Here is a 21,899-nt window from a genome sequence, read left to right on the forward strand (position 1 = left end):
AGCGATCTCCGCCCGGACGGTAGCCTTAAGGCTTGTCTGCTCTCTCCCCTATTCGCGAAGACTGGATGAACGAAGATGCATCGGTACAGGTCCCACACCTGCGGCGAGCTCCGCGCCTCTGACGTCGGCTCCGACGTCCGGCTGAGCGGCTGGCTGCACAATCGCCGAGACCTGGGCGGCATCCTCTTCATCGATCTGCGCGACCACTACGGCATCACGCAGCTGGTGGCCCGCCCCGGCACGGCCGCCGCCGAGACGCTCGACAAGCTCTCCAAGGAGACGGTCGTCCGTATCGACGGCAAGGTCGTCTCGCGCGGCGCGGAGAACGTCAACCCCGAGCTGCCCACCGGCGAGGTCGAGATCGAGGCCGCCGAGGTCGAGGTGCTCGGCGCGGCCCAGCAGATCCCGTTCACGATCAACGCGGACGACGGCGTGAACGAGGAGCGTCGCCTGGAGTACCGCTTCCTGGACCTGCGCCGCGAGCGCATGCACCGCAACATCATGCTGCGCTCGTCCGTCATCGCCTCCATCCGCTCGAAGATGGTGGCCCTCGGCTTCAACGAGATGGCGACGCCGATCCTCGCCGCGACGTCCCCCGAGGGCGCCCGCGACTTCGTCGTGCCGTCCCGCCTGAACCCGGGCAAGTTCTACGCGCTGCCGCAGGCCCCCCAGCAGTTCAAGCAGCTCCTGATGATCTCGGGCTTCGACCGCTACTTCCAGATCGCGCCGTGCTTCCGCGACGAGGACGCGCGCGCGGACCGCTCGCCGGGTGAGTTCTACCAGCTCGATGTCGAGATGAGCTTCGTGGAGCAGGAAGACGTCTTCCAGCCCATCGAGAAGCTGATGACGGAGATCTTCACCGAGTACGGGGGCGGCCGCGAGGTGACCTCCCCCTTCCCGCGCATCCCGTTCCGCGAGTCGATGCTGAAGTACGGCAACGACAAGCCGGACCTGCGCGCGAAGCTCGAACTGTCCGACATCACGGACATCTTCGCGGACTCCGAGTTCAAGGCGTTCGCGGGCAAGCACGTCCGCGCCCTCCCCGTCCCCGACACGGCGTCGCAGTCCCGCAAGTTCTTCGACGGCCTCGGTGACTACGCGGTCGAGCAGGGCGCGAAGGGCCTGGCCTGGGTGCGCGTGGCCGAGGACGGCTCGCTGACGGGCCCGATCGCGAAGTTCCTGACGGAGGCGAACGTAGAGGAGCTCACCAAGCGCCTCTCCCTGGCCCCCGGCCACGCGGTGTTCTTCGGCGCGGGCGAGTACGACGAGGTCTCGAAGATCATGTCCGCCGTCCGCGTCGAGGCGGCCAAGCGTGCGGGCCACTTCGAAGAGGGCGTCTTCCGCTTCTGCTGGATCGTCGACTTCCCGATGTACGAGAAGGACGAGGACACCGGGAAGATCGACTTCTCCCACAACCCCTTCTCGATGCCCCAGGGCGGCATGAAGGACCTTCAGGAGAAGGACCCCCTCGACATCCTCGCCTGGCAGTACGACATCGTCTGCAACGGCATCGAGCTGTCCTCCGGCGCCATCCGCAACCACGAGCCCGAGGTCATGCTCAAGGCCTTCGCGATCGCGGGCTACGAAGCGGAGACCGTGGAGCGGGAGTTCGCGGGCATGCTCCGTGCCTTCCGCCTCGGCGCCCCGCCGCACGGCGGCATCGCCCCCGGCGTCGACCGCATCGTCATGCTCCTCGCGGACGAGCCGAACATCCGCGAGACGATCGCGTTCCCGCTGAACGGCAACGCACAGGACCTGATGATGGGCGCCCCCTCCGAACTGGAGGAGTCCCGCCTGCGCGAACTGAACATCCAACTCCGCAAGCCGGTGGCCTCCGGCAAGGGTGACGCGGACAAGTAGCCCTGCGGCAGGACGAGTTGAGGGCCCGGAACTGAAAGGTTCCGGGCCCTTTCCCGTACTCGCGTACCCGTACCCGTACCCGTATTCCGTTCCTGTGCGGACACACAGCCGCCGCACACGTCCGTGACAGGTGAGGTCTCTAGCGTCCCGGCGCATGACAGAAAAGAACAACGAGCAGCCAACCGTCAGCCAACTCCCCCAACTCCCCTCCCCCAAACGGGACGTGACGCGGCGCAAGATGCTGCTGGCGGGCGGGGCCGCGGTGGCGGCGGTGGGGGTCGGCGGCACGGTGGCGACAACGGCTTCCGCGGAGGGAACGGACGCCGCGTCGTCCGGGGCTTCGTCCGCCGAGACGTGCTACCGCCTGACCGGCGAGACGACCGAGGGCCCGTACTACATAGACGCGGACAAGATCCGGAAGGGCATCACGGAGGACAGGGAGGGCATCCCCTTCACCCTGCGCCTCAAGGTGATCGACTCCGACACGTGCAAGCCCCTGAAGCGGGCGGCGGTGGACATCTGGCACTGCGACGCGCTGGGGATCTACTCGGGGTACGAGTCGATGGGCGACGGGGGCGGTGGCACCCCGCCGACCGGAGCACCCACCGGAACCCCGACCGGCACCCCACCCTCCGGAGGCCCCGGGGGCGGCGGCCACCAGGAGCCCACGGACGACGAGCGCTACCTGCGAGGCACGCAGCTGACGGACAAGCACGGCTACGTGGAGTTCAAGACGATCTTCCCCGGCTGGTACCAGGGCCGTGCCGTGCACATCCACACCAAGGTCCACGTGGACGGCAAGCTGACGGACGCCGGCTACGAGGGCGGCCACGCCTGCCACACGGGCCAGTTCTTCTTCGCGGAGACGGCGGTGCTCGCCTCGGCGGAGGTGACCCCGTACTCGACGAGCACGACGGAGCGTACGACGCTGGACGAGGACAGGATCTACGGCGGAGGCGGCACACAGGACGGCCTCCTGAAGCTGAGGTACCGCAAGGGCCACATCGCGAAAGGCGTCATCGGCTCGATCACGATGGGGGTGGACCCGGACGAGACGCGGGACGGGACGCGGTAGCGGGCCGAGCGAAGCGACGAGGCCCGGGACGTACCGGTCCCGGGCCCCTGCGTCAGCCCTCTTCCGGGACGAACAGGCACTCGGCGTCGGCGACGGTGACGGCCCGGACGAGCCAGTGGTCGAGCGTCTCCAGGTCGGTGCAGGCGTTGATCCGGTCGCGTGTGCTGTCCGGGTCCGGGATGCCGCGCACGTGCAGGAGGAGCAAGAGTGACTCAGCTTTCCCCTCGACCTTGCCCTCGGCTACACCCTGGGCCTTGCCCTCGGCTTCCCCCTGGGCCTTGCCTTCGAGGTACTTCTCCTCGGCGAGGGTTCCTTGACCGGGAAAGTGGATCGTCACGCCCATCACGTCCCTCCACATTGCTCTGGCCGGGGTCTTGTCGGGGCCTACGACCATCGGATGCACGCTGAGGGCGGTCCAGCCCGGTGCGAGGCCTCGTGTTGCGATGTGACCATGTGGGAAACCTAGGTGGATCAAGGCCCAGCGTTCCGGACAGCGGATGGCGATCACTCTTTCGAGTACGGACGAAACGTTCACGCCGCTTCAGTGAGCTCGCACCAGAGAACTTGCCGCTTCCGCGGGCCAGCATGGGCGCGCTCACGCGCTAACAGCGGAAGGTCGTGGTCGCGTCGAGGGCGGCCCTGTCGGTCGTGATGTGGTTGACCGGCGCGCTCGCGTCGGCGTAACCAAAGGAGATCCCTACCAGTAGCTTGCCGCGGTCCAAGCCGAGTTCGCCGCGAACGGTGTCGGCGTAGAAGCTCAGCAGTCCCTGCGGGCAGCTGGCCAAGCCGTACTCGGTCATGGCCAGGAGCAGCGTCTGGGTGTAGATCCCGACATCCGCGGCCACTCGTGCCCCGGCGTCTTTGGCGTCTTTGGCGGTGAAGAGGAACGCGACGTGCGGGGCGCCGTAGAAGCGCAGGCTCTGGGCGTCGAACGCCGCGCGGGCCTCGTGGTCGTTCCGGCCGATGCCCAGCGCGCCGTAGAGCACTGAGCCGAACGCGGCGCGTCGATGCTGCTGCGCCATCGAGTACATGTCCTCGCGGTAGGGGAAGTCGACCGTGGTGCGCTGCTCGGCGTGGGCCGACTGGAGCGCGTCGGCGAGACGGTCCCGAAGCGATCCGCTCACCACCTCGACCTGCCAGGGCTGCGTGTTCGAGCTGGACGGTGCGGCGCCGGCGAGTGCGAAGACCGCGCGCAAGGTCTCCTCGGGCACCGGGTCGGGCCGGAATGCGCGGGTCGCGCGGCGGCCTCGGATCAGCTTTTCCGCGTAGCTACTCAGCAGCTCGGTCGGGTGGGACGGGCTCATGGTGGTACTCCTCAGACACCTTAGGTAGACGAAGGCGTATACCTAAGCCCGACCGTAACAATGGCCCTGTCTAAAGTAAACGTCTGCGTATACTTGCGTCATGGATGCGACGACCACGAAGGCCCGACGCCGAGGGCGCGGTGGGCGTGAACGGATCCTGGGCGCAGCCGCCCTGCTGTTCGCGAACCAGGGGATCAACGCAACGGGTATGGAGCAGGTCGCGGGGGCGGCGCCGGTATCCAAACGCACGCTCTACTCGCATTTCCCGGCCAAGAGCGATTTGGTGATCGCCCACCTGCAGGAGCTGGCCGCATCCGGGCAAACCCTGGAGAGCGCGCTCACCCGCGAGGATCTCGACCCCCGGGAGCGGATTCTCCGGCTGTTCGACCTCCCGGCACCGGACGCGTCCCCGGTGCGCGGGTGCCCGTTCATCGACGCCGCGGCCGAGTTCCCCGACCCGCAAAGCGCGATCCACACGTACGCACGCGGGCAGAAGCTGCTGATGGCGCAGCTCGTCACCGAGCTGGCGGCGGAGCTGGGCGCTGCCGAGCCCGCCGCGCTCGCCGAGCAGCTGGTCACGCTCGCCGACGGCGCGGCCAGCCGCGCGATGGTGCTGGATCAGCCGGACTACGGTCGGCACGCGCGCGCCGCCGCGGAAATCCTCCTCGACCAGGCCCTCACGCCGATGAGTTGAGAAGGTTACGGGACCAGCCACGGCTTCCGTGGCGACGACCGTCCCGCGGATGACGCGTGTGCGGACTGGCCCGCACAGATCGCGCCGGCCGTGGTCGAGACCGTTGCCACCACCCGCACGGCCATCAAGCGCGACTACGAGGACAAGCGCGAGCGCTACGCCGGAGTCGGTATCCCGGTCTACCTGATCGTCGACCCGAACGACGCCCCGTGGCACCTCCTGGAACTCGACGGTCGGTGCTACGTCGAGACGGGCTAGGGCATCTTCGGTCATACCCGGCGGACAAGGCCCGCTAGCCCGGCGTCGGAGCCGTCCTGCTCCCTACATCACATCCCCGTCGCCCCGTCGATCCGCTCCCTCAGCAGATCCGCGTGCCCGTTGTGCCGCGCGTACTCCTCGATCATGTTGATCAGGACCCTGCGGAGAGAGATCGGGTCACCCGTGGATCTGCGGGTGCCCGTCACGTCCAGTGACTCCGCCGCCGCGACGATCCGGCGCGAGCGCTCGCACTCCTCGCGCCACACCGCGAACGCCTCATCCGCGTCGCCCGCCAGGTCGCCGAAGTCCTGGTCCGGGTCCTCGTCGGAGTAGTGCAGCAACGGGACGTCCTCGCCCGTCAGTTGGATGCGGAACCACCAGCGCTCGACCCCCGCCAAGTGGCGTACGAGGCCGTGCAGCGACATCCCGGACGGCTCCACCGAGCGCTCGGACAGCTGCTCCTGGGTCAGGCCCGCGCACTTGAGCTCGAAGGTCGACCGCTGCCAGTCCAGTGATGTCGTCAGCGCCTCCCGCTCGCCGCCTGTGTTCGGCGGGAGCTCGCGGGTGTCGTGGGCCCAACGGGGTGCGAAATGCCGCGGAGTTGGCGAGACCTGATCGCTTCCGGTGTCAGTCATGTGCGCGAGTCTGGCAGTCCGCACCGACAGTCGCCGTCAGCTCGCGGTGGTGGGGTGTGCCGGGCCGGCGGTGCGGCGGTCTTCGGCGTTGATCCGCTGGGCTTCCTCGAGCCGGTCTTCGAGGATGACGATGCGGCAGGCGGCGATGGGGGTGCCCTGGTCGACGAGTTCCCTGGCGCGGGCGGCGATGCGCAGCTGGTGGTGCGAGTAACGGTACGGATCTCCAGGGGGCCCTGGAGATCTCTACGGAACGCGTGGAGGGGCCCGGGTGCTGTGTGGCACCCGGGCCCCGAAGGAACTGCTACACCATCTGCCGGCCCTGACACTGCGCCGGCTTTCTGTTTCCGCTGACCCGGCCTGGAAGTCGCCGGGATTGCGGGGATCGCGGTTGCTTGACCGGAGACCACCTCACTATCGATGTCCTGCGGTACCCGGGCTCAAGACGTCCGCCCGGGCGATCCTGATGGCGTCTTCCTCCGCTCTTCCCTCTTGGATCACTTGCTCTCTTACGGGAACTGCGTACTGCACTTGCGTCGTACTGCGGTCCTGCTCGCGGCGCCCCTGATCACTGCGGGCCACCCGGTCCGGTCGTCAGTCCCGTCGCCGTCCTGCAACAGCCCTGGCTTCAGAACTCCACCACCGCACCGTCCTGCGAACTGCGCTTGCGGGTACTTCTGCCCGGCAGTTCGTCTCTGCCGGGCCCTGCTCGATCTCGGCTACGAGAGAAACCATAGCCACACCACGGGCCAATGTCTACTCCGGCCAACATAGATTTCCGCATGCTCGGCAGTGAGGTAGTCGACCTCCCACGCAGAGGACGGTCCACGTCGGTCCACGTGACGCCACGTCGCGGTGTCGAGGCGTCAGCTGTTGCGAGACGGCACACCCAGCAGCTCCACGATGCTGGAGAAGCTGTCCGTCGCGTGCCCCACGTCCATCCCGCGCCGGAACAGGTCGGCCACCGCCGACGGCAGAGCGGCGTCCACGCCCGCGTCCGTGTGGGTGCGCTCGGCTCCGTCTACCACTTCTTCCCCGGCGGGAAGGAGGCCGTCGCGGTGGCCGCGATCACCCACAGCGGCGAGGAGTTCGCCGTGGTGTTGAGCGACGCGCTGACCGCGGTCGACGACCCCGGCGCCGCGATCGAGGCCTGCGCGGCGGAACTGGCCGTGGGGCTGCGGGAGTCGGGCTGGATCGACGGCTGCCCCGTCACCGCCGCGGCCCTGGAGACGCTGGGCACGGACTCGGAGATCCAGCGGGTGTGCGCGGCCGCGCTGGGGAGTTGGGAGCGGCTGGTGGAGGAGAAGCTGCTCGGGTCCGGCTTCGCGGCGCGCGAGGCGCGGGAGTTGGCGACCACCGTGATCAGCGCCCTGGAGGGCGCGGAGGTGACCGCCCAGGTCAACCGCAGCGAGGAGCCGCTACGGGCCGTGGGGCGTCAACTGGCGCGGCTCGTGGGGTCGTACGAGACCGAATCGGTGACCCGGGGGCGGTAGTTCAGGCGGCTGGTTCGCGTCGTCCGTTCATACCGCCGGTGAAGGCGACGCCGCTGAAGCCGTCGCCTCGGCCCACTCCGCTACGAGCTTCTCGTACTCAAGGTGCTGCTCGGGACGGAGATAGCCGCCGGTGCGCAGCCAGAGCGCACGTATCTCCTCGTTCACCTCGGCCGCTGAGCGCGGCCGGTCGGGGGTGTCGGGAGTCGTGGTCATACAGTGAAGCGTACGTACGAAGATGTGAAGACGGCGTGAGTTCTGGTCGAATGTGATCGGTATCGCTATTGGACCCGCATAAATCAGCCAAGTTGGGCAAGAAGAAGGGGCCCGCGAGGTGAATCACGAGCCCCTTCACAGCAGTTCAGGACAGTTCGGGAGAGTTCCGAGCGGTCGGTCTGACCGGTTACAGCCGCTTGTGACTGCTTACGACTGCTTACGACTGCTTACGACTGGTTAGGACTGCTTCGGCTCCTCCAGGCGCGGGAACAGCACCGCGCCCTTCGTCACCGTCGTACCCACCGGCAGCTGCCCCCACGTACCCGCGTCCTGGACCTTCTGCTCGGCGAGCGCGCCCAGCGAGGCCTCCGCGCCGAGCGAGTCCCACAGCTTCTGCGAGGTCTCCGGCATGATCGAGTTCAGCAGGACCGCCACCGCGCGCAGCGAATCCGCCGCCGTGTAGAGGATCGTCGCCAGGCGGGCCCGGCCCTCATCGGACTCGTCCTTGGCCACCTTCCACGGCTCCTGCTCCGTGATGTAGCCGTTGACCTGCTTGACGAAGGCGAACACCGCCAGGATGCCGGCCTGGAAGTCCAGCTCCTCGCCGATCTTCAGGTCGGCCGTCGCGACGGCCTTGGCCAGACCTTCCTGGACCGCCTGCTCAGCGGCGCCGACCGCTGTCGCCTCGGGGAGCGCGCCGCCGAAGTACTTGCCGACCATGGCCGCCACGCGCGAGGCGAGGTTTCCGTAGTCGTTCGCGAGTTCGCTCGTGTAGCGGGCGGTGAAGTCCTCCCACGAGAACGAGCCGTCCTGGCCGAACGCGATGGCGCGAAGGAAGTACCAGCGGTACGCGTCCACACCGAAGTGGGAGGTGAGGTCCTGCGGCTTGATGCCCGTGAGGTTCGACTTCGACATCTTCTCGCCGCCGACCATCAGCCAGCCGTTCGCCGCGATGCGGCCCGGCAGCGGCAGACCCTGCGCCATCAGCATCGCGGGCCAGATGACCGCGTGGAAGCGGAGGATGTCCTTGCCGACGAGGTGCACGTCGGCGGGGAAGGTTGACTTGAACTTTTCCTCGTCCGCGCCGTAGCCGACGGCCGTGGCGTAGTTGAGGAGGGCGTCGACCCAGACGTAGATGACGTGCTTGTCGTCCCACGGGACCTTGACGCCCCAGTCGAACGTCGAGCGCGAGATGGAGAGGTCCTGGAGGCCCTGCTTGACGAAGTTCACGACTTCGTTGCGGGCCGACTCTGGCTGGATGAAGTCCGGGTTCGCCTCGTAGTGGGCGAGGAGCCTCGGGCCGTACTCGCTCAGCTTGAAGAAGTAGTTCTCCTCCTTGAGGAGCTCCACCGGCTTCTTGTGGATGGGGCAGAGCTTCTGCCCCGCGAACTCGCCGTCGTCGGCGCCGTCGACGAGGTCGCCGGGGAGCTTGTACTCCTCGCAGCCCACGCAGTACGGGCCCTCGTAGCCGCCCTTGTAGATCTCGCCCTTCTCGTAGAGATCCTGGACGAACTCCTGGACGCGGTCCGTGTGGCGCTTCTCCGTGGTGCGGATGAAGTCGTCGTTCCCGATGTTCAGGTGCTCCCAGAGAGGCCGCCAGGCCTCGTCCACGAGCTTGTCGCACCACGCCTGGGGCGTGACGTTGTTCGCCTCGGCAGTGCGCATGATCTTCTGACCGTGCTCGTCCGTGCCGGTGAGGTACCACACCTTCTCGCCGCGCTGACGGTGCCAGCGCGTGAGCACGTCCCCTGCAACGGTCGTGTAGGCGTGGCCCAGGTGAGGAGCGTCGTTTACGTAGTAGATAGGGGTCGAGACGTAGAACGCCTTCGCGTTCTCGCCCGCTCCCTGCTTCTCGGATCCAGTGGCCGCCATGGTCGAAATCCTAACGGCCCCGGAGCGGGCGGTTCACCTCGATTCCAGGGGGTGGACCCCGAAGGGCCCACCCCTTGGGGTTACGGGCGCCAGGCCGCCAGCAGGCCTTCGTACAGCTCCGCGTCCGTGAGCTCGCGGGGGGTGGGGCCCGCGTGGAAGAAGGCGGCGTTCTCCGCCTTCAGCTTGCGGAGGTAGTCGAAGCCCTTCGCCTCGTGCTCGCCGAACGCGACGAACTGGAAGAAGAGGGGGTGCTTGGCCGCGTCCGCGAGGGCCTGGTTGGCGGGGCCCTTCGCGTCCGGGGGGCCGTCCGTCTGGAACACGACGAGGGCGGGGCTGCCCTTGTGCTCCGACTTCTCGTAGTGGGACACGACCTCTTCGATCGCGGCGTGGTAGCTGGTGCGGCCCATGCGGCCCGCTGCCGCGTGCAGCTCGTCGATACGGCCCTCGTGCTCGGGGAGGGTGAGGGTGCCGGTGCCGTCGATCTCGGTCGAGAAGAGGACGACGTGTACGGAGGGGCCGGTGGCTTCGGGGTCGGTGTGCGCCGCGAGCGCGAGGACCTGTTCGCCCAGGCTCTGGGCGGAGCCGTCCTTGTAGTACGAGCGCATGGAGCCGGAGCGGTCCAGTACGAGGTACACGGGGGCGCGGACCCCCGTGAGCTCCCTCTTCTGGAGGGCTTCGGCGGCTGCCTTGTACGCGGCGGCGAGGGCTGGCTGCGCCAGGGCTTCGGCGGTTTCCCCGCCTCCCGAAGCTTCGGGCTCCGCCGGGGCGGGTTCCTCCACCACCGAAGCTTCGGGCTCCGCCGGGGTCACGTGTACTTCCGCCGCTTCATCGGCACCCGGCGTCAAGGGCTGTGCCCACCCGTCCCGCCCAGCGGGACGATTGCCCACAGCGGCGGACGACTCTTCCTGCTCGGCTTCGGGCGAGGCCTCCGTTTCCGCTGCCGGCTCAGGCTCTGTGGGGGTCGCCTGTTGTGGGCATTCGTCCCGCTGGGCGGGACGGGTGGGCACAACTGACGGTTCCTGTTCAGCGGCTTCAGCATCAGCTTCCGCCGGCTCCGGGGCCGTGGCCTCGGGCTCCGGAGCCAGGTCCGGTTCCGGCGAAGGTGAAGGTACCGACACCCGGTCGCGGTCGAACGCCGCGGCGACGAGATCGTCCACCGTCGACGGCGAAGGCTCGGACGAAGGCGCCGGAACCGTAGCCTTCGGCTCAGCCGCCGGAGGCACCCGCTCGGACGAGGGCGCCGGGACCGTCGCAGAGGTGGCAGAGGTGGCAGAGGCGGCAGCCTCCGGGGGCTCCGCGGACTCCGGGGCCTCTGGGAGCACCGCCTGAGGCTCCGGAGCCTGATCCCCCTTGCGTGACGACCGTCCGAACGCATTCCGCAGGACACTCAGAATGCCCATGGGTGCACCCCTTCGCGTGAGTTGATTCCCGATAACCCCTGGCCAGGGCGGACACGTAAGGTTAGCCGCCGCAATCCGTGATCTTCGTGAGGGTCGCCCAAGCATCCCTCCCCCGTCACCCTTACCGCGCACACGCAGCTCAACTGCCCTATGTGCGCTCCCGGTTCACCTCCCGTTCACTCTCAGGCCGTCGCCCTGCCGACCTCCGCGCCTAGCGTCTCGGCGGAATCAAGCCACGCCAGGCACACGCCAGACAACACGCCAGACACACGCCACACAACGGAGGAACCCGTGCGCAAGCTGCTGCCGATCATCACCTCGCACCAGGGGAGCGGCAACCGTTCCGCCCTGACCTGCCGGTTCCGTTGTGGTGACGCCTGCTTCCACGAGGTGCCCAACACCAGCGACAACGAGTACGTCGGCGACGTCATAGCGGGTGCCCTCAGCCGCCGTTCCATGATGCGAGCCGCCGCGGTCGTGACCGTGGCGACCGCCGCGGGCAGCGCCGTCGTCGCGGGCCCCGCAGCCCCGGAAGCGGCGGCCGCACCCCAGAAACCGGCGTCGCACAAAAGCAAAAAGGGGGCGCGCGGTCTCCGCTTCACGCCCGTCGCGCCCAACACCACCGACTCCGTGACGATCCCGGACGGCTACGCCCAGAACGTCGTCATCCGCTGGGGCGAGCCCATCCTCCGCGGCGCCCCGGCCTTCGACGCGGACAAGCAGACCGCGAAGGCGCAGGCCGGCCAGTTCGGCTACAACAACGACTTCCTCAGCCTCCTGCCGCTGCACCGCGAGCGCGGGCGTCAGGTCCTCGTGGCCAATCACGAGTACACCGACGAAGTCCTGATGTTCAAGGGATACGACGCCGCCAACCCCACCCGCGAGCAGGTGGAGATCGCCTGGGCCGCGCACGGTCTCTCCGTCGTGGTCGTCGAGGAGGAGCGCAGGAGCGGCAAGCTGTCCGCCGTCAGCCGCCACCAGCTCAACCGCCGCCTCACCGCCACCAGCGAGTTCCGGCTGACAGGGCCCGTCGCGGGCAGCGAGCACGTCCGTACGAAGGCCGACCCGCGCGGCACCAAGGTCCTCGGCACGCTCAACAACTGCGCGGGCGGCACCACCCCGTGGGGCACGACCCTGCACGGTGAGGAGAACTTCAACCAGTACTTCGCCAACGCCGAGAAGGTGACGGACCCGGCCGCCGCCGCGCGCCTCAAGCGTTACGGCGTCATCGGCGCCGCGTCCGAGCGCAAGTGGGAGCGGTTCGACGAGCGCTTCGACCTCGCCGAGGAGCCCAACGAGGCCAACCGCTTCGGCTGGGTCGTCGAACTCGACCCGTACGACCCCGACTCGACCCCGCGCAAGCGCACCGCGCTCGGCCGCTTCAAGCACGAGGCCGCGCAGCCCCGCCTCACGCACGACGGCCGCCCGGTGGTCTACATGGGCGACGACGAGAAGTTCGACTACTTCTACAAGTTCGTCAGCAGCAAGCGCGTCGCCAAGGGCAAGTCGCGGGCCGCGCACGAGCACAACCTCACGCTCCTCGACGAAGGCACGCTCTACGTCGCCAAGCTGACCGGCGACTCCCCCGCCGCTGACATCGACGGGACCGGCAAGCTGCCCGCCGACGGCGAGTTCGACGGCAGCGGCATCTGGATCCCGCTCGCCACCGCGGGCGCCAAGGGCCACGCCGTCTCGCACGTCGACGGCATGACCGCCGAGGAGGTGTACGTCTTCACGCGCCAGGCCGGTGACAAGGTCGGCGCCACCAAGATGGACCGCCCCGAGGACATCGAGCCGTCCCCGCACACCGGCAAGGTGTACGTGGCGCTCACGAACAACTCCGACCGCGGCAAGGCGGGCAAGGCCGGCGCCGACGAGGCCAACCCGCGCAACCTCAACAAGCACGGGCAGATCCTGGAGCTGACCGAGCGCCGGGGCCGGCCCGAGTCGACGACCTTCGCCTGGTCGCTCTTCCTCGTCGCGGGCGACCCCGAGGACCCGGCCACGTACTTCGCGGGCTTCCCGAAGGACAGGGTCAGCCCGATCTCCTGCCCGGACAACGTCGCCTTCGACCCGCACGGCAACCTGTGGATCTCGACGGACGGCAACCAACTCGGCTCGCACGACGGCCTGTTCGGTGTCGCGACCAAGGGCGACCGGCGCGGTGAGCTCAAGCAGTTCCTGACCATGCCGAAGGGCGCGGAGACCTGTGGACCGCTCGTCCAGGACCGCCGGGTGATCGTCTCCGTGCAGCACCCGGGCGAGATCGACGGCGCGTCCGTCGAGAAGCCCGCCAGCGTGTGGCCCGACGGCCCCGGGAAGATCGTCCGTCCTTCGGTCGTGTCCGTGTGGCGCAAGGACGGCTGCGACATCGGCGTCTGAGGTACGTACGCGATGGGGCACCCCGCGTCCCCGGGGTGCCCCATCGGTGTACCGCCGCTTGTGCGACGTCAGTTGTTCTGCTTGCGGCGGTACAGCGCGAAGCCGAGGCCCGCCGCGCCGAGCGCCGCCATGCCGCCGCCCGCCGCCATCAGCGGGGTGCTCTCGCCGGCCGGGGTAAGCCCCTCGGAGCCGGCCTTGACGCCGCCCTTCGGGACGACCTGGGATGTGCCGTTCTTCGGCTGGTTCTGCGTCTGCGGCTTCTGACCGTTGCTGTTGCTGTTGCTGTTGTTGCTGCTGCTATTGCCGTTGTTGTTGCTGTTGCCGCCGGTGTTGCTCTTGCCTTCGGTCCAGCCCTTCATGGTGCCGTCCGGGTTGAGCACGAAGTGTGAGCCGTTGTGCTGGCCGTACGCGGGCTTGTTGCCGGACTGCTTGAGGGTGTCCCAGACGATCTTCTTGCCGGTGTCGGGAGCCTTGGCGATCATGTCGGCCTCGTAGCCGGCCTTGGTCTTGTAGACCTTCGCGTCGAAGCCGCTGCCGCCGAGGTTCGTGTACTGGCGGACGAAGACGCGCTTGTGGTCGGGCTTGGGCTTCGGCGGGGTCGGCTTGGCGCCCGTCTTGGTGATGGTGCCGTCCGCGGTGAGCTTGAAGGTGCAGCCGTCGATCTTGGTGCTCGACGGGTTGATGTACGACTTCAGGGAGCCCTTGACGGCCTTGTGGAGGTAGATCTCCGCCTTGGCGCTGCGGGCGGACGCGTTCACGTCGACCTTGGCCGACCAGCCGTTGCCGAGGTCGGTGGTGCCCTTGGAGACCCAGCCGCCGGGGACGGGCTTGTCCTTGTCCTTGTCCTTGTCCTTGTCCACGAGCTTGGCGGTGACCTGGCCGTCGGGCGTCAGGGTGAAGGTGTTGCCGTCGATGGTGGTGCTCGCGGGCTTCTCGTACGCGGTCAGGGAGCCCTTGTCGGCGCCGTCGTGGGATATGGCCGCCTTGGCGGTGCGCGCGGACGCGTTGACCTCGACCTTCGCGGACCAGCCCTTGCCGAGATCGGTGGTGCCCTTGGAATCCCAGCTGCCGGGCTTCGGCGTCTCGTCGTCCTTCTGCTTGTCCTGCTGCTTTTCCTGGTCCTGGTCCTGACCGTCCTGGTCCTGGCTCTCCTGACCCTCCTGGTCCTTGGGCTTGTCCTGATCCGTCTGGTCCTTGCCGTTCTGGTCTCCCGGGGCAACCTGGCCCTGCGGGTTCGACGGGGTGTCGGCGGCGAAGGACGCTGTCGTCGGGACGGCGAGAGCGGCGATGGCTCCGGTGGCGATGGCGGCGGTGCGGAAGGTACGGCGGGTGGCGCGCATAGCGGATCCCTTGTGACTGGTCGGTCGAACTGTCCGTCTTTGTGCCTCTTTGCGGCGGCGACAGACATGAAGCTACGGGCGCCGTGTGTGCGTCATCCGTAGAGAACGTAACAACCGGCCGCATACGGTGACGCAGAGCCGTGAAACGGGCAAAAGTGCAGGTCAGGCGTGGTGAGGCCGAAGGTCACCGGTTCTCCGGGACCTAGGTCACGCCGACTTCTCCGGGACCTGGGTCACGCCGACTTCTCCGGGGCCTGGGTCACGCCGCCTTCGCCCGCCCCGCGAGCCACTCCCCGTATGCGGGCGCCTGGCGTGCCGCCTCCCAGTACGAGGCCTCCAGGTCCCCGTACACCGCGTCGAGCTCCCCCTCCGTACGGGCCGCCACGAGCAGCCGCACGCCGAGCGGGTCGCCGTGCAGCGGCCGGACCGCCATGTCGGGTCTCGCGTGCGAGGTCGGCTGGCAGACCGTGACGACCTCGCCGGTGGCGACCAGGGAGGACGCGGTGAGGTAATCGCCGTGCAGGACACGGGGGTTGAGACCGGCAGCGCGCAGCACCCTGAGCAGTCCGTCCCACTCGCCGTCCACCGTCGGGTCGACCATCCACCGGTCGGCGGCGAGGTCGGTGAGGCGGACGACGGGCTTGGCCGCCGCCGGATGGTCGGCCGCGAGGAAGACGAACTGCGGCTCACGCTCGACCAGTACGCGCCGCCGCAGCCCCTCCGGCATCCGCAGCGGACTCCCCTCCACCTCGTGCACGAAGGCCACGTCGAGCTGCCCGCCCGCGACCATGCGGAGCAGCGCGTTCGCGGAGACGTCCATCTGGAGCGAGGTCTCGGTGGCGGGCAGGCGCAGCCGCAGCCGCCGCAGCCAGCCCGGTATGGCACGGCTGGCCGTGGAGCCGATGCGCAGCTGCGGGCCCTCGGAGGTGCGGGCGGCGGCCGCTTTGGTCTCGCTGATCAGCGCGCGCATCTCGCTGACGAGGGGCCGGGCGCGGCTGAGGACGACGCGGCCGAGCGGGGTCGGGCGGCAGCCGGTGCGTTCGCGGGCGAAGAGCTGGCCGCCGATCTCCTGCTCGATGCGGCGCAGCTGGGTCGTCAACGAGGGCTGGCTCATGCCGAGTTGACGCGCCGCCTTGTGCAGGCTGCCGGTGTCGGCGATGGCGCACAGCGCGCGGAGGTGCCTCACCTCGAGCTCCATGGCTGTGAGCGTAGAGCGGTGGGCGGCGCGGCACCAGACTCACAAACCCCATGGGAACCGCCTGAGTTGGGCACGGTCGAGGTCCGCAGCGAAGTCGGCGGAGGACAGGCGATAGCCCGGCGCTATCGCCACTTGCCATCATCCCCAGACGCCCCTGGCTCCCCGACACTCCCGGTACCGAACCGTTCACCTTTCACAGAACGAGTAGGGAGCCCCCCACATGAACAAGCGTTACCTGTCCGCCGCTGCCGTCTTCGGCCTCGCGGCCGCCGGCCTCGGCACGACATCGGCGACGGCCGCGACCCCCACCGCGCCGGTTGCCCCGCAGTCGGTCACCTCCGGGTATGCGAACTACAACGGTTCCGGCGAGGAGGCCGCGGCCAACAAGGCGTTCTTCGAGGCCGTCCTGAAGTCGGTCGCCGAGAAGCGCGCCGCCAACCCGGGCGCGAAGCAGGTCACGGTGGTGTACGACGCCTCCGGTGCCCCCACCTTCGCGCAGCAGATATCCAGCAGTACCTCCATCTGGAACAGCGCGGTGTCCAATGTGAAGCTCCAGGAGGGGAGTGGCGGTGCGAGCTTCGAGTACCGCGAGGGGAACGACCCGCGTGGTTCGTACGCGAGCACGGACGGCCACGGCAACGGGTACATCTTCCTGGACTACGCGCAGAACCAGCAGTACGACTCGACCCGTGTGACGGCGCACGAGACGGGGCACGTCCTCGGCCTTCCGGACCACTACGAAGGCCCGTGCAGTGAGTTGATGTCCGGAGGCGGACCGGGCACCTCGTGCACCAACGCGCAGCCGGACGCGAACGAGCGGGCCAAGGTCAACCAGTTGTGGGCCAACGGTCTCGCGAAGGCGCTGGACAAGCTGGACAGAATGGAGAAGGTCGGCTGACCTTCCACCGCACCCGCAGCACCCGCAGCACCCACTGTGCCCATCGGCGCTCAAGCGCCGATGGGCACAGTGGCGTACGAAAGGGCAGTGCCCCTCGCTCACTCGTGCGTGTAGTACCGGTAGAACATCATCGCGAACACACCGCCCGTCACTCCGAGCGACATGAACACGGACCGCAGGATCGTCGCGTCGGTCAGGCTGTAGAGATAGCCGAACGCGATGCCGGCGAAAGCCGCCCAGGCCGCCGCACGCAGCTCGCGCGGCAGCCGCGGTGCGATCGTGCGCAGCCCCATGAACACCGCACCGACGACGATTCCCGCCACGATGCCGAGCAGCACGTTCCCGGTGGTGATGGGGCCCCCGTCCCGCGCGATGCCCGCCGCCCAGATGCCGTAGACGACGGCGAGGAGCGCGGTGGCCGTCGCGGCTCTTGAAGCCGCGGAGCCGCCGAGTACGCGGGGTCCTGCCGAAGTGGATGCCACGTGAGCCATGACGGGTTCCTCCAGACAGTCCGGAAAGGGCCGCCCCCGAGGCGGTGCGTCACGTCCGCCCCACCATCCAGGGCACACCCGTACGCGCCGCCCGGCAACTCGGCGGTCTCAGCGGTAGCGGTTGTAGCCGCCCTGACACGTGTCCCAGCACGGCTTGTACTCCTGGCACGGGTCCGATGTGGCGCAGCTGGGCACGTGCTGTCCGCCGGTGTCGACGTACGCGGCGCTGGCCCAGCCCTGCACCCCGCCCAGCCAGTACCAGGTCGAGTCGCCCCAGACGCTGGAGCCGCGCGTCTGGCACTCGACGCGGTCCTGGCTCTCCGCGGGAAGCTTCGCGACGATCGAGGCGCTGGTGGACGGCGCGTCCCGGATCTTCAGGTCGACGGGGGCGACGATCGTCCCCCAGACCACATCGTGGGTGTTGTGCGTGGGTGGCGCGGTGGCGGATGCTGGTGAAGCACCTCCGAGGGACAGTGCGCCCGCGGTCAGGAGCGCGGTGACGAGAGTTCCCAGGGCGGCCGGAGTGGCCCTCAGGGCCGGAGTGGTCCGCATGTTCGACCTCCTCTTTCCCCCCGTCCCCCCACCCCTCTTCCCTCCTCCAGCAAACACCCGTTCGGGCTAAGGCTCCACCGGACGATGAGTTTGCGCCTCGGCGAGGGTCTGCCCTCGTAACGGACGACGACCGACCTGGAGAGGGCGTACGACATGAACAGCGTGGCCATCGAGACCGCGGGCCTGGTGAAGACCTTCGGTGACAACCGCGCCGTCGACGGCGTGGACCTCACCATTCCGGCCGGCACGGTCTACGGCCTGCTCGGGCCGAACGGCGCGGGCAAGACCACCACCGTGAAGATGCTCGCCACCCTGCTGCGCCCGGACGGCGGCGACGCCCACGTCTTCGGCCACGACGTCGTGCGCGAGGCCGACGCCGTACGCAGCAGGGTCAGCCTCACCGGGCAGTACGCCTCGGTCGACGAGGACCTGACGGGCACCGAGAACCTCGTGCTCCTCGCCCGCCTCACCGGACACGGCAAGAAGGCGGCGTACGACAGGGCCGCACAGCTCCTGGAGGCCTTCGGCCTGAGCGCCGCGGCCACCCGCCAGGTGAAGAACTACTCGGGCGGCATGCGCCGCCGCATCGACGTCGCGGCGTCCATCCTCAACACCCCCGACCTGCTCTTCCTCGACGAGCCGACGACGGGCCTCGACCCGCGCAGCCGCAACCAGGTCTGGGACATCGTCAGGGCGGTCGTCGCGCACGGCACGACGGTCCTGCTGACCACGCAGTATCTGGACGAGGCCGACCACCTCGCCTCCCGCATCGCCGTCATCGACGACGGCAAGGTCATCGCCGAGGGCACCAAGGGCGAGTTGAAGGCGTCGGTCGGCGCGGGCTCGGTGCACGTCAGGCTCCGTGACGCGGAGCAGCGCGACGAGGCCGCGCGGGCGCTGCGGATCGCGCTCGACGCGGAAGTCCAGCTGGAGCCCGACCCGGTGGCCCTCACCGCCCGCGTCGGCAACGGCGGGGCGAACGGCTCCGGCGCCGCCGAGAAGGCCTCCCGCGCCCTGGCCGAACTGGCCCGCGCCGGCATCACCGTCGACAACTTCTCCCTCGGCCAGCCCAGCCTGGACGAGGTGTTCCTTGCCCTCACCGGCACCCCGCATCACGCAACGGACATGGCGGAGAAAGAGGCAAAGGCATGAGCACCGCGACCACCACATCCGAGGCCCAGGACCTGGCGCCCGTCAGCACCGAGTCCCTCGCCGAACTGCTCATCGCCGGCGAAAGGCCGCCGCGCCCCAGTGCGTTCTCCGCGTCCCTGACGTTCGGCTGGCGGGCCATGCTCAAGATCAAGCATGTGCCGGAGCAGCTCTTCGACGTGACGGCGTTCCCGATCATGATGGTGCTGATGTACACGTACCTCTTCGGTGGCGCGCTCGCCGGATCGCCGAGCGAGTACATCCAGTACCTGCTGCCCGGCATCCTCGTGATGTCCGTCGTCATGATCACGATGTACACGGGCGTCTCGGTGAACATCGACATCGAGAAGGGCGTCTTCGACCGCTTCCGCACGCTGCCGATCTGGCGCCCGTCGGTGATGGTCGGCTACCTGCTCGGCGACATGCTGCGCTACGCGATCGCGTCCCTGGTCATGCTGGCCGTCGGCATGATCATCGGCTTCCGCCCGGACGGCGGCGTCCTCGGCGTACTGGCCGGGGTGCTCCTGCTCCTGATCTTCTCCTTCGCCTTCTCGTGGGTGTGGACGATGTTCGGCCTCCTGCTGCGCACGGAGAAGTCGGTGATGGGCGTCAGCATGATGGTGCTCTTCCCGCTGACGTTCCTCAGCGACATCTTCGTGAAGCCCGAGACCATGCCGGGCTGGCTGCAGGCCTTCGTCAACAACAACCCGATCACCCATGTCGCGTCCGCGGTCCGCGATCTGATGGCGGGTACGTCACCGGGCTCGTCGCTCATCTGGGCGCTCGGCTGGGCGGTGCTGCTCGTCGCGGTCTTCGGCCCGGTCACGATGCGGCTCTACAACCGCAAGTAGGTACGCGGCTCTACCACCGCAAGTAGGAGTTTCTTGCCCCGTATGCACTCGTCCCGGTCGCGCCAGGCGCGGCCGGGACTTCTCGGGACGTCTCCTTGAAGACGTGTTCAGACGCCCGCTGTCCGCCGTCCTCCTCGTCATCGCCGTCCTCCTCGTGCCGCTCGGCGCGCTCTCCACCTGGGCGAAGTACGAGATCGAGGACGCCGACGCGTACGTCGCCACGATGGCTCCGCTCGCCTCCGACCCCGACGTGAGGGACGCGGTGGCCGGGGCGGTCAGCGAGTCGGTGATGAAGGAGATCGACGTGGGCCCGCTGCAGGGCACCGTCGAGTCGTTCGTACGGGACGCGGTGCGGTCCTTCACCGAGACGAAGGCGTTCAAGGCGGCCTGGAACGCGGCGAACCGTGCCGCGCACGACGCGGTGCAGGACGCGCTCAGCGACCGGACCGACGGCGGCGCGGTCACCATCGACCTGGCGCCGATCACCGAACAGGTCAAGCGCCAACTCGCCGCCGACGGCGTGCCGTTCGCGGACCGCATCCCCGTCAGGCACACCGAGGTGACCCTCATGGAGTCCTCGGACCTCGGCCCCTTCGGGAAGGGTTTCCACATGCTCCAGGTGGCGGGCCTCTGGCTCCCGGTCGCGGCGGTACTCCTCGCCGGGGCGGGCATCTTCCTGGCGGTGCGCCGCCGCCGCGCGGTCATCCGCACGGCGCTCGGCGCGGCCCTCGGCGGGGCCGTCCTTGGCGTCGCGGTCATGGTGGGCCGGGGCCTGACCCTGGACGACCTCCCGAAGGACGTCTCGCGGGCGGCGGCCGGGGCGGTCTACGACGCGTTGACGCTCACGCTGAGTGTGGCGGCGTGGCTGATTCTGGGGGTGGGGCTGTGCGTCGCGCTCGCCGCGTGGCTGCTTCGGCGCCGTCCATCACCGGCTTCGCCGAGTTCGTCCTCAAACGCCGGACGGGCTGAATGATCTCGGACGGGCTGGAAATTCCAGCCCGTCCGGCGATTGAGGACATCTTGTACGGGGGTCCAGGGGGCGGAGCCCTCTGGTTTCGGGAAGGGGCGGGATTGGGGAAATGCAACCCTCTCCCCACCTCCAGCCGTCTCTCAGGGAGGATTCGAGATCCCATCGGACGGAGAGGCCGGTCCTTGGACAGCGCAACGGCAGCTGAGACAGTCCCGCAAGGGGACTGGCCAGAGCCGCAGGCATGGCAGCGGAGGCCAAGGCACCGCCCCTCCGCCTGGCTTGCGGCCCTCCTCCTGGCCGGCGTCAGCACCATCCTCGGCCACCGGATCGCCGACTCCGACGGCCCCACCCCCGTACCGCAGATCCTCGCCTTCCTGCCCTGGCTCCTCGCCCCCACCGTCGCCGGCCTGCTGCTCGCGGCGCTCGCCCGCTGGCGCGTCGGCCTCGTCTGGGGCGTCGCCGCGCTCGGCGGCGTCGCCTGGTTCATGGAGCCGTACGGCAAGACGGACGATCCGGCAGGACCGGCCGTCGCCGAGCTCCGCGTCATGGCGTCGAACGTCGAGTTCGGCCAGGGCACCCCCGGCCTGCTCAAGGCGGTTCACGAGGAGAAACCCGACCTCCTCTTCGTCCCGGAGTGCGACTACACCTGCTCCGACACCCTGCGCGACGAACTGCCGCGCTCCGACTACCCCTACCGCACCGCGAGCGAGGCCGGCGGCGCCGAAGGGTCGGTGATCGTCAGCAAGCTGCCCCTGAAGAAGGCGAGCGGCCTCGCGGGCACCCTCGGCATGCCCGGCGCGGTGGCCGAGCTCAAAAGCGGCCACCAGGTCCGCATCCAGCTCGCCCACCCCATGCCGCCGCTGCCCAAGCAGCTCGGCACCTGGCGCACCGAACTCGCCGAACTCCGCGACTACGCCGCCGAGAGCAGCCGCGCGAACCGCTCCACCATCATCGCGGGGGACTTCAACGCCACCCAGGACCACGCGGCCTTCCGCGACATCCTGGACACCGGCGGCGTGCGCGACGCCGCACGCCTCGCGGGGTCCGCCCGCACCCCGAGCTGGCCCGCCGACCTGATGTCACCGCTCGGCACCCAGATCGACCACGTCCTGGCCAGCCCGGACTTCTCCGCGCGCGACGCCCGCTTCCTGGACATCGGCGGCACGGACCACCGGACCCTGGTGGTGGACCTGACGCTGCACGGGCAGAAGCGATGAACCGGTAAAACGCAGGTCAGGCCGGGCAGCGCGGCAACAGGGGTGGCGAT

Annotated in this window: 21 protein-coding genes and 2 pseudogenes; 11 read left to right on the forward strand and 12 right to left on the reverse strand. The window is 69.0% G+C overall.

The window, feature by feature from the left end; all coding sequences use genetic code 11:
* Positions 1-75: 75 nt before the first annotated feature.
* Both aspS and ACZ5WE_RS12355 read left to right on the forward strand, forming a co-directional pair.
* Positions 76-1,860: an aspartate--tRNA ligase gene (gene aspS / locus ACZ5WE_RS12350; protein ID WP_467685711.1), complete on the forward strand. Its 1,785-nt coding sequence runs from the start codon at positions 76-78 to the stop codon at positions 1,858-1,860.
* Between the two features lie 154 nt (positions 1,861-2,014).
* Positions 2,015-2,935 carry an intradiol ring-cleavage dioxygenase gene (locus tag ACZ5WE_RS12355; RefSeq protein WP_467685713.1) on the forward strand — a complete coding sequence of 307 codons (921 nt, stop codon included), beginning with the start codon at positions 2,015-2,017 and terminating at the stop codon, positions 2,933-2,935.
* Between the two features lie 52 nt (positions 2,936-2,987).
* Here ACZ5WE_RS12355 and ACZ5WE_RS12360 read toward each other — a convergent pair whose 3' ends face one another.
* Positions 2,988-3,329 carry a hypothetical protein gene (locus ACZ5WE_RS12360; RefSeq protein WP_467685715.1) on the reverse strand — a complete coding sequence of 114 codons (342 nt, stop codon included), beginning with the start codon at positions 3,327-3,329 and terminating at the stop codon, positions 2,988-2,990.
* A gap of 208 nt (positions 3,330-3,537) precedes the next feature.
* Positions 3,538-4,239, reverse strand: coding sequence for a nitroreductase (locus ACZ5WE_RS12365; RefSeq protein WP_467685717.1), 702 nt, complete (start codon positions 4,237-4,239; stop codon positions 3,538-3,540).
* Positions 4,240-4,339: 100 nt separating this feature from the next.
* On the opposite strand from ACZ5WE_RS12365, the gene ACZ5WE_RS12370 reads away from it, so the two are divergent.
* Complete coding sequence (locus ACZ5WE_RS12370) at positions 4,340-4,933, forward strand: TetR/AcrR family transcriptional regulator (RefSeq protein ID WP_467685719.1); 594 nt, start codon at positions 4,340-4,342, stop codon at positions 4,931-4,933.
* A gap of 60 nt (positions 4,934-4,993) precedes the next feature.
* A pseudogene (locus ACZ5WE_RS12375) lies at positions 4,994-5,191 on the forward strand (PDDEXK family nuclease); the annotation flags it as partial.
* Positions 5,192-5,259: 68 nt separating this feature from the next.
* Here ACZ5WE_RS12375 and ACZ5WE_RS12380 read toward each other — a convergent pair.
* From ACZ5WE_RS12380 to ACZ5WE_RS12390, 3 genes and pseudogenes are all read right to left on the reverse strand, one after another.
* Positions 5,260-5,826, reverse strand: a complete 567-nt coding sequence (locus ACZ5WE_RS12380) for a DinB family protein (RefSeq protein ID WP_467685721.1) — start codon at positions 5,824-5,826, stop codon at positions 5,260-5,262.
* A 36-nt stretch (positions 5,827-5,862) separates the two neighbouring features.
* Positions 5,863-6,051, reverse strand: a pseudogene (locus ACZ5WE_RS12385) (MerR family transcriptional regulator); the annotation flags it as partial.
* Between the two features lie 638 nt (positions 6,052-6,689).
* A complete protein-coding gene (locus ACZ5WE_RS12390; RefSeq protein ID WP_467685723.1) occupies positions 6,690-6,788 on the reverse strand; it encodes a hypothetical protein in 99 nt (32 codons plus the stop codon).
* On the opposite strand from ACZ5WE_RS12390, the gene ACZ5WE_RS12395 reads away from it, so the two are divergent.
* Positions 6,750-7,316, forward strand: coding sequence for an LmrA/YxaF family transcription factor (locus ACZ5WE_RS12395; protein ID WP_467685725.1), 567 nt, complete (start codon positions 6,750-6,752; stop codon positions 7,314-7,316). The genes ACZ5WE_RS12390 and ACZ5WE_RS12395 overlap by 39 nt on opposite strands.
* A 27-nt stretch (positions 7,317-7,343) precedes the next feature.
* Here the strand turns inward: ACZ5WE_RS12395 and ACZ5WE_RS12400 are convergent, their stop codons facing one another.
* The 3 genes from ACZ5WE_RS12400 to ACZ5WE_RS12410 all read right to left on the reverse strand — a co-directional run bounded on the left by ACZ5WE_RS12400 (position 7,344) and on the right by ACZ5WE_RS12410 (position 10,210).
* Positions 7,344-7,529, reverse strand: a complete 186-nt coding sequence (locus tag ACZ5WE_RS12400) for a hypothetical protein (RefSeq protein WP_467685727.1) — start codon at positions 7,527-7,529, stop codon at positions 7,344-7,346.
* A gap of 237 nt (positions 7,530-7,766) precedes the next feature.
* Positions 7,767-9,401: a methionine--tRNA ligase gene (metG, locus tag ACZ5WE_RS12405; protein WP_467685729.1), complete on the reverse strand. Its 1,635-nt coding sequence runs from the start codon at positions 9,399-9,401 to the stop codon at positions 7,767-7,769.
* Positions 9,402-9,481: 80 nt separating this feature from the next.
* Positions 9,482-10,210, reverse strand: a complete 729-nt coding sequence (locus ACZ5WE_RS12410; protein WP_467685731.1) for a VWA domain-containing protein — start codon at positions 10,208-10,210, stop codon at positions 9,482-9,484.
* 882 nt (positions 10,211-11,092) lie between these two features.
* Here ACZ5WE_RS12410 and ACZ5WE_RS12415 point away from each other — a divergent pair.
* Entirely contained in the window at positions 11,093-13,183 is a 2,091-nt protein-coding gene (locus ACZ5WE_RS12415; protein ID WP_467685733.1) for a PhoX family protein, read from the forward strand.
* Between the two features lie 68 nt (positions 13,184-13,251).
* On the opposite strand, the gene ACZ5WE_RS12420 is transcribed toward ACZ5WE_RS12415, so the two are convergent.
* Entirely contained in the window at positions 13,252-14,523 is a 1,272-nt protein-coding gene (locus ACZ5WE_RS12420; RefSeq protein ID WP_467685735.1) for a hypothetical protein, read from the reverse strand.
* A gap of 259 nt (positions 14,524-14,782) precedes the next feature.
* Positions 14,783-15,721, reverse strand: coding sequence for a LysR family transcriptional regulator (locus ACZ5WE_RS12425; protein ID WP_467685737.1), 939 nt, complete (start codon positions 15,719-15,721; stop codon positions 14,783-14,785).
* Between the two features lie 220 nt (positions 15,722-15,941).
* On the opposite strand from ACZ5WE_RS12425, the gene snpA reads away from it, so the two are divergent.
* A complete protein-coding gene (gene snpA / locus ACZ5WE_RS12430) occupies positions 15,942-16,619 on the forward strand; it encodes a snapalysin (protein ID WP_467685738.1) in 678 nt (225 codons plus the stop codon).
* A 98-nt stretch (positions 16,620-16,717) separates the two neighbouring features.
* Here the strand turns inward: snpA and ACZ5WE_RS12435 are convergent, their stop codons facing one another.
* Both ACZ5WE_RS12435 and ACZ5WE_RS12440 read right to left on the reverse strand, forming a co-directional pair.
* Entirely contained in the window at positions 16,718-17,110 is a 393-nt protein-coding gene (locus ACZ5WE_RS12435; protein WP_467685740.1) for a hypothetical protein, read from the reverse strand.
* A 108-nt stretch (positions 17,111-17,218) separates the two neighbouring features.
* Positions 17,219-17,662, reverse strand: a complete 444-nt coding sequence (locus ACZ5WE_RS12440; RefSeq protein WP_467685742.1) for an SH3 domain-containing protein — start codon at positions 17,660-17,662, stop codon at positions 17,219-17,221.
* A gap of 153 nt (positions 17,663-17,815) precedes the next feature.
* Between ACZ5WE_RS12440 and ACZ5WE_RS12445 the strand changes: the two genes are divergently transcribed.
* The 4 genes from ACZ5WE_RS12445 (at position 17,816) to ACZ5WE_RS12460 (ending at position 21,849) form a co-directional block, all read left to right on the forward strand.
* On the forward strand, positions 17,816-18,814 hold the full coding sequence (locus ACZ5WE_RS12445; protein ID WP_467685744.1) for an ATP-binding cassette domain-containing protein: 999 nt from the start codon (positions 17,816-17,818) through the stop codon (positions 18,812-18,814).
* Positions 18,811-19,662, forward strand: coding sequence for an ABC transporter permease (locus tag ACZ5WE_RS12450; RefSeq protein ID WP_467685746.1), 852 nt, complete (start codon positions 18,811-18,813; stop codon positions 19,660-19,662). Before ACZ5WE_RS12445 ends, ACZ5WE_RS12450 begins: the two co-directional genes overlap by 4 nt.
* A 103-nt stretch (positions 19,663-19,765) precedes the next feature.
* Complete coding sequence (locus ACZ5WE_RS12455) at positions 19,766-20,635, forward strand: hypothetical protein (protein WP_467685748.1); 870 nt, start codon at positions 19,766-19,768, stop codon at positions 20,633-20,635.
* A gap of 179 nt (positions 20,636-20,814) precedes the next feature.
* Positions 20,815-21,849: an endonuclease/exonuclease/phosphatase family protein gene (locus ACZ5WE_RS12460; protein WP_467685749.1), complete on the forward strand. Its 1,035-nt coding sequence runs from the start codon at positions 20,815-20,817 to the stop codon at positions 21,847-21,849.
* Positions 21,850-21,899 lie beyond the last annotated feature (50 nt).

The organism is Streptomyces sp. NPDC033180 (genome assembly GCF_055577645.1).

What these genes read in the sequence shown, in the direction of transcription:
- aspS (WP_467685711.1), top strand. Translation starts at nt 76, where the DNA reads ATGCATCGGTACAGGTCCCACACCTGCGGCGAGCTCCGCGCCTCTGAC.
- ACZ5WE_RS12355 (WP_467685713.1), top strand. Translation starts at nt 2,015, where the DNA reads ATGACAGAAAAGAACAACGAGCAGCCAACCGTCAGCCAACTCCCCCAA.
- ACZ5WE_RS12360 (WP_467685715.1), bottom strand. Translation starts at nt 3,329, where the DNA reads ATGGTCGTAGGCCCCGACAAGACCCCGGCCAGAGCAATGTGGAGGGAC.
- ACZ5WE_RS12365 (WP_467685717.1), bottom strand. Translation starts at nt 4,239, where the DNA reads ATGAGCCCGTCCCACCCGACCGAGCTGCTGAGTAGCTACGCGGAAAAG.
- ACZ5WE_RS12370 (WP_467685719.1), top strand. Translation starts at nt 4,340, where the DNA reads ATGGATGCGACGACCACGAAGGCCCGACGCCGAGGGCGCGGTGGGCGT.
- ACZ5WE_RS12380 (WP_467685721.1), bottom strand. Translation starts at nt 5,826, where the DNA reads ATGACTGACACCGGAAGCGATCAGGTCTCGCCAACTCCGCGGCATTTC.
- ACZ5WE_RS12400 (WP_467685727.1), bottom strand. Translation starts at nt 7,529, where the DNA reads ATGACCACGACTCCCGACACCCCCGACCGGCCGCGCTCAGCGGCCGAG.
- metG (WP_467685729.1), bottom strand. Translation starts at nt 9,401, where the DNA reads ATGGCGGCCACTGGATCCGAGAAGCAGGGAGCGGGCGAGAACGCGAAG.
- ACZ5WE_RS12420 (WP_467685735.1), bottom strand. Translation starts at nt 14,523, where the DNA reads ATGCGCGCCACCCGCCGTACCTTCCGCACCGCCGCCATCGCCACCGGA.
- ACZ5WE_RS12425 (WP_467685737.1), bottom strand. Translation starts at nt 15,721, where the DNA reads ATGGAGCTCGAGGTGAGGCACCTCCGCGCGCTGTGCGCCATCGCCGAC.
- snpA (WP_467685738.1), top strand. Translation starts at nt 15,942, where the DNA reads ATGAACAAGCGTTACCTGTCCGCCGCTGCCGTCTTCGGCCTCGCGGCC.
- ACZ5WE_RS12435 (WP_467685740.1), bottom strand. Translation starts at nt 17,110, where the DNA reads ATGGCTCACGTGGCATCCACTTCGGCAGGACCCCGCGTACTCGGCGGC.
- ACZ5WE_RS12440 (WP_467685742.1), bottom strand. Translation starts at nt 17,662, where the DNA reads ATGCGGACCACTCCGGCCCTGAGGGCCACTCCGGCCGCCCTGGGAACT.
- ACZ5WE_RS12445 (WP_467685744.1), top strand. Translation starts at nt 17,816, where the DNA reads ATGAACAGCGTGGCCATCGAGACCGCGGGCCTGGTGAAGACCTTCGGT.
- ACZ5WE_RS12450 (WP_467685746.1), top strand. Translation starts at nt 18,811, where the DNA reads ATGAGCACCGCGACCACCACATCCGAGGCCCAGGACCTGGCGCCCGTC.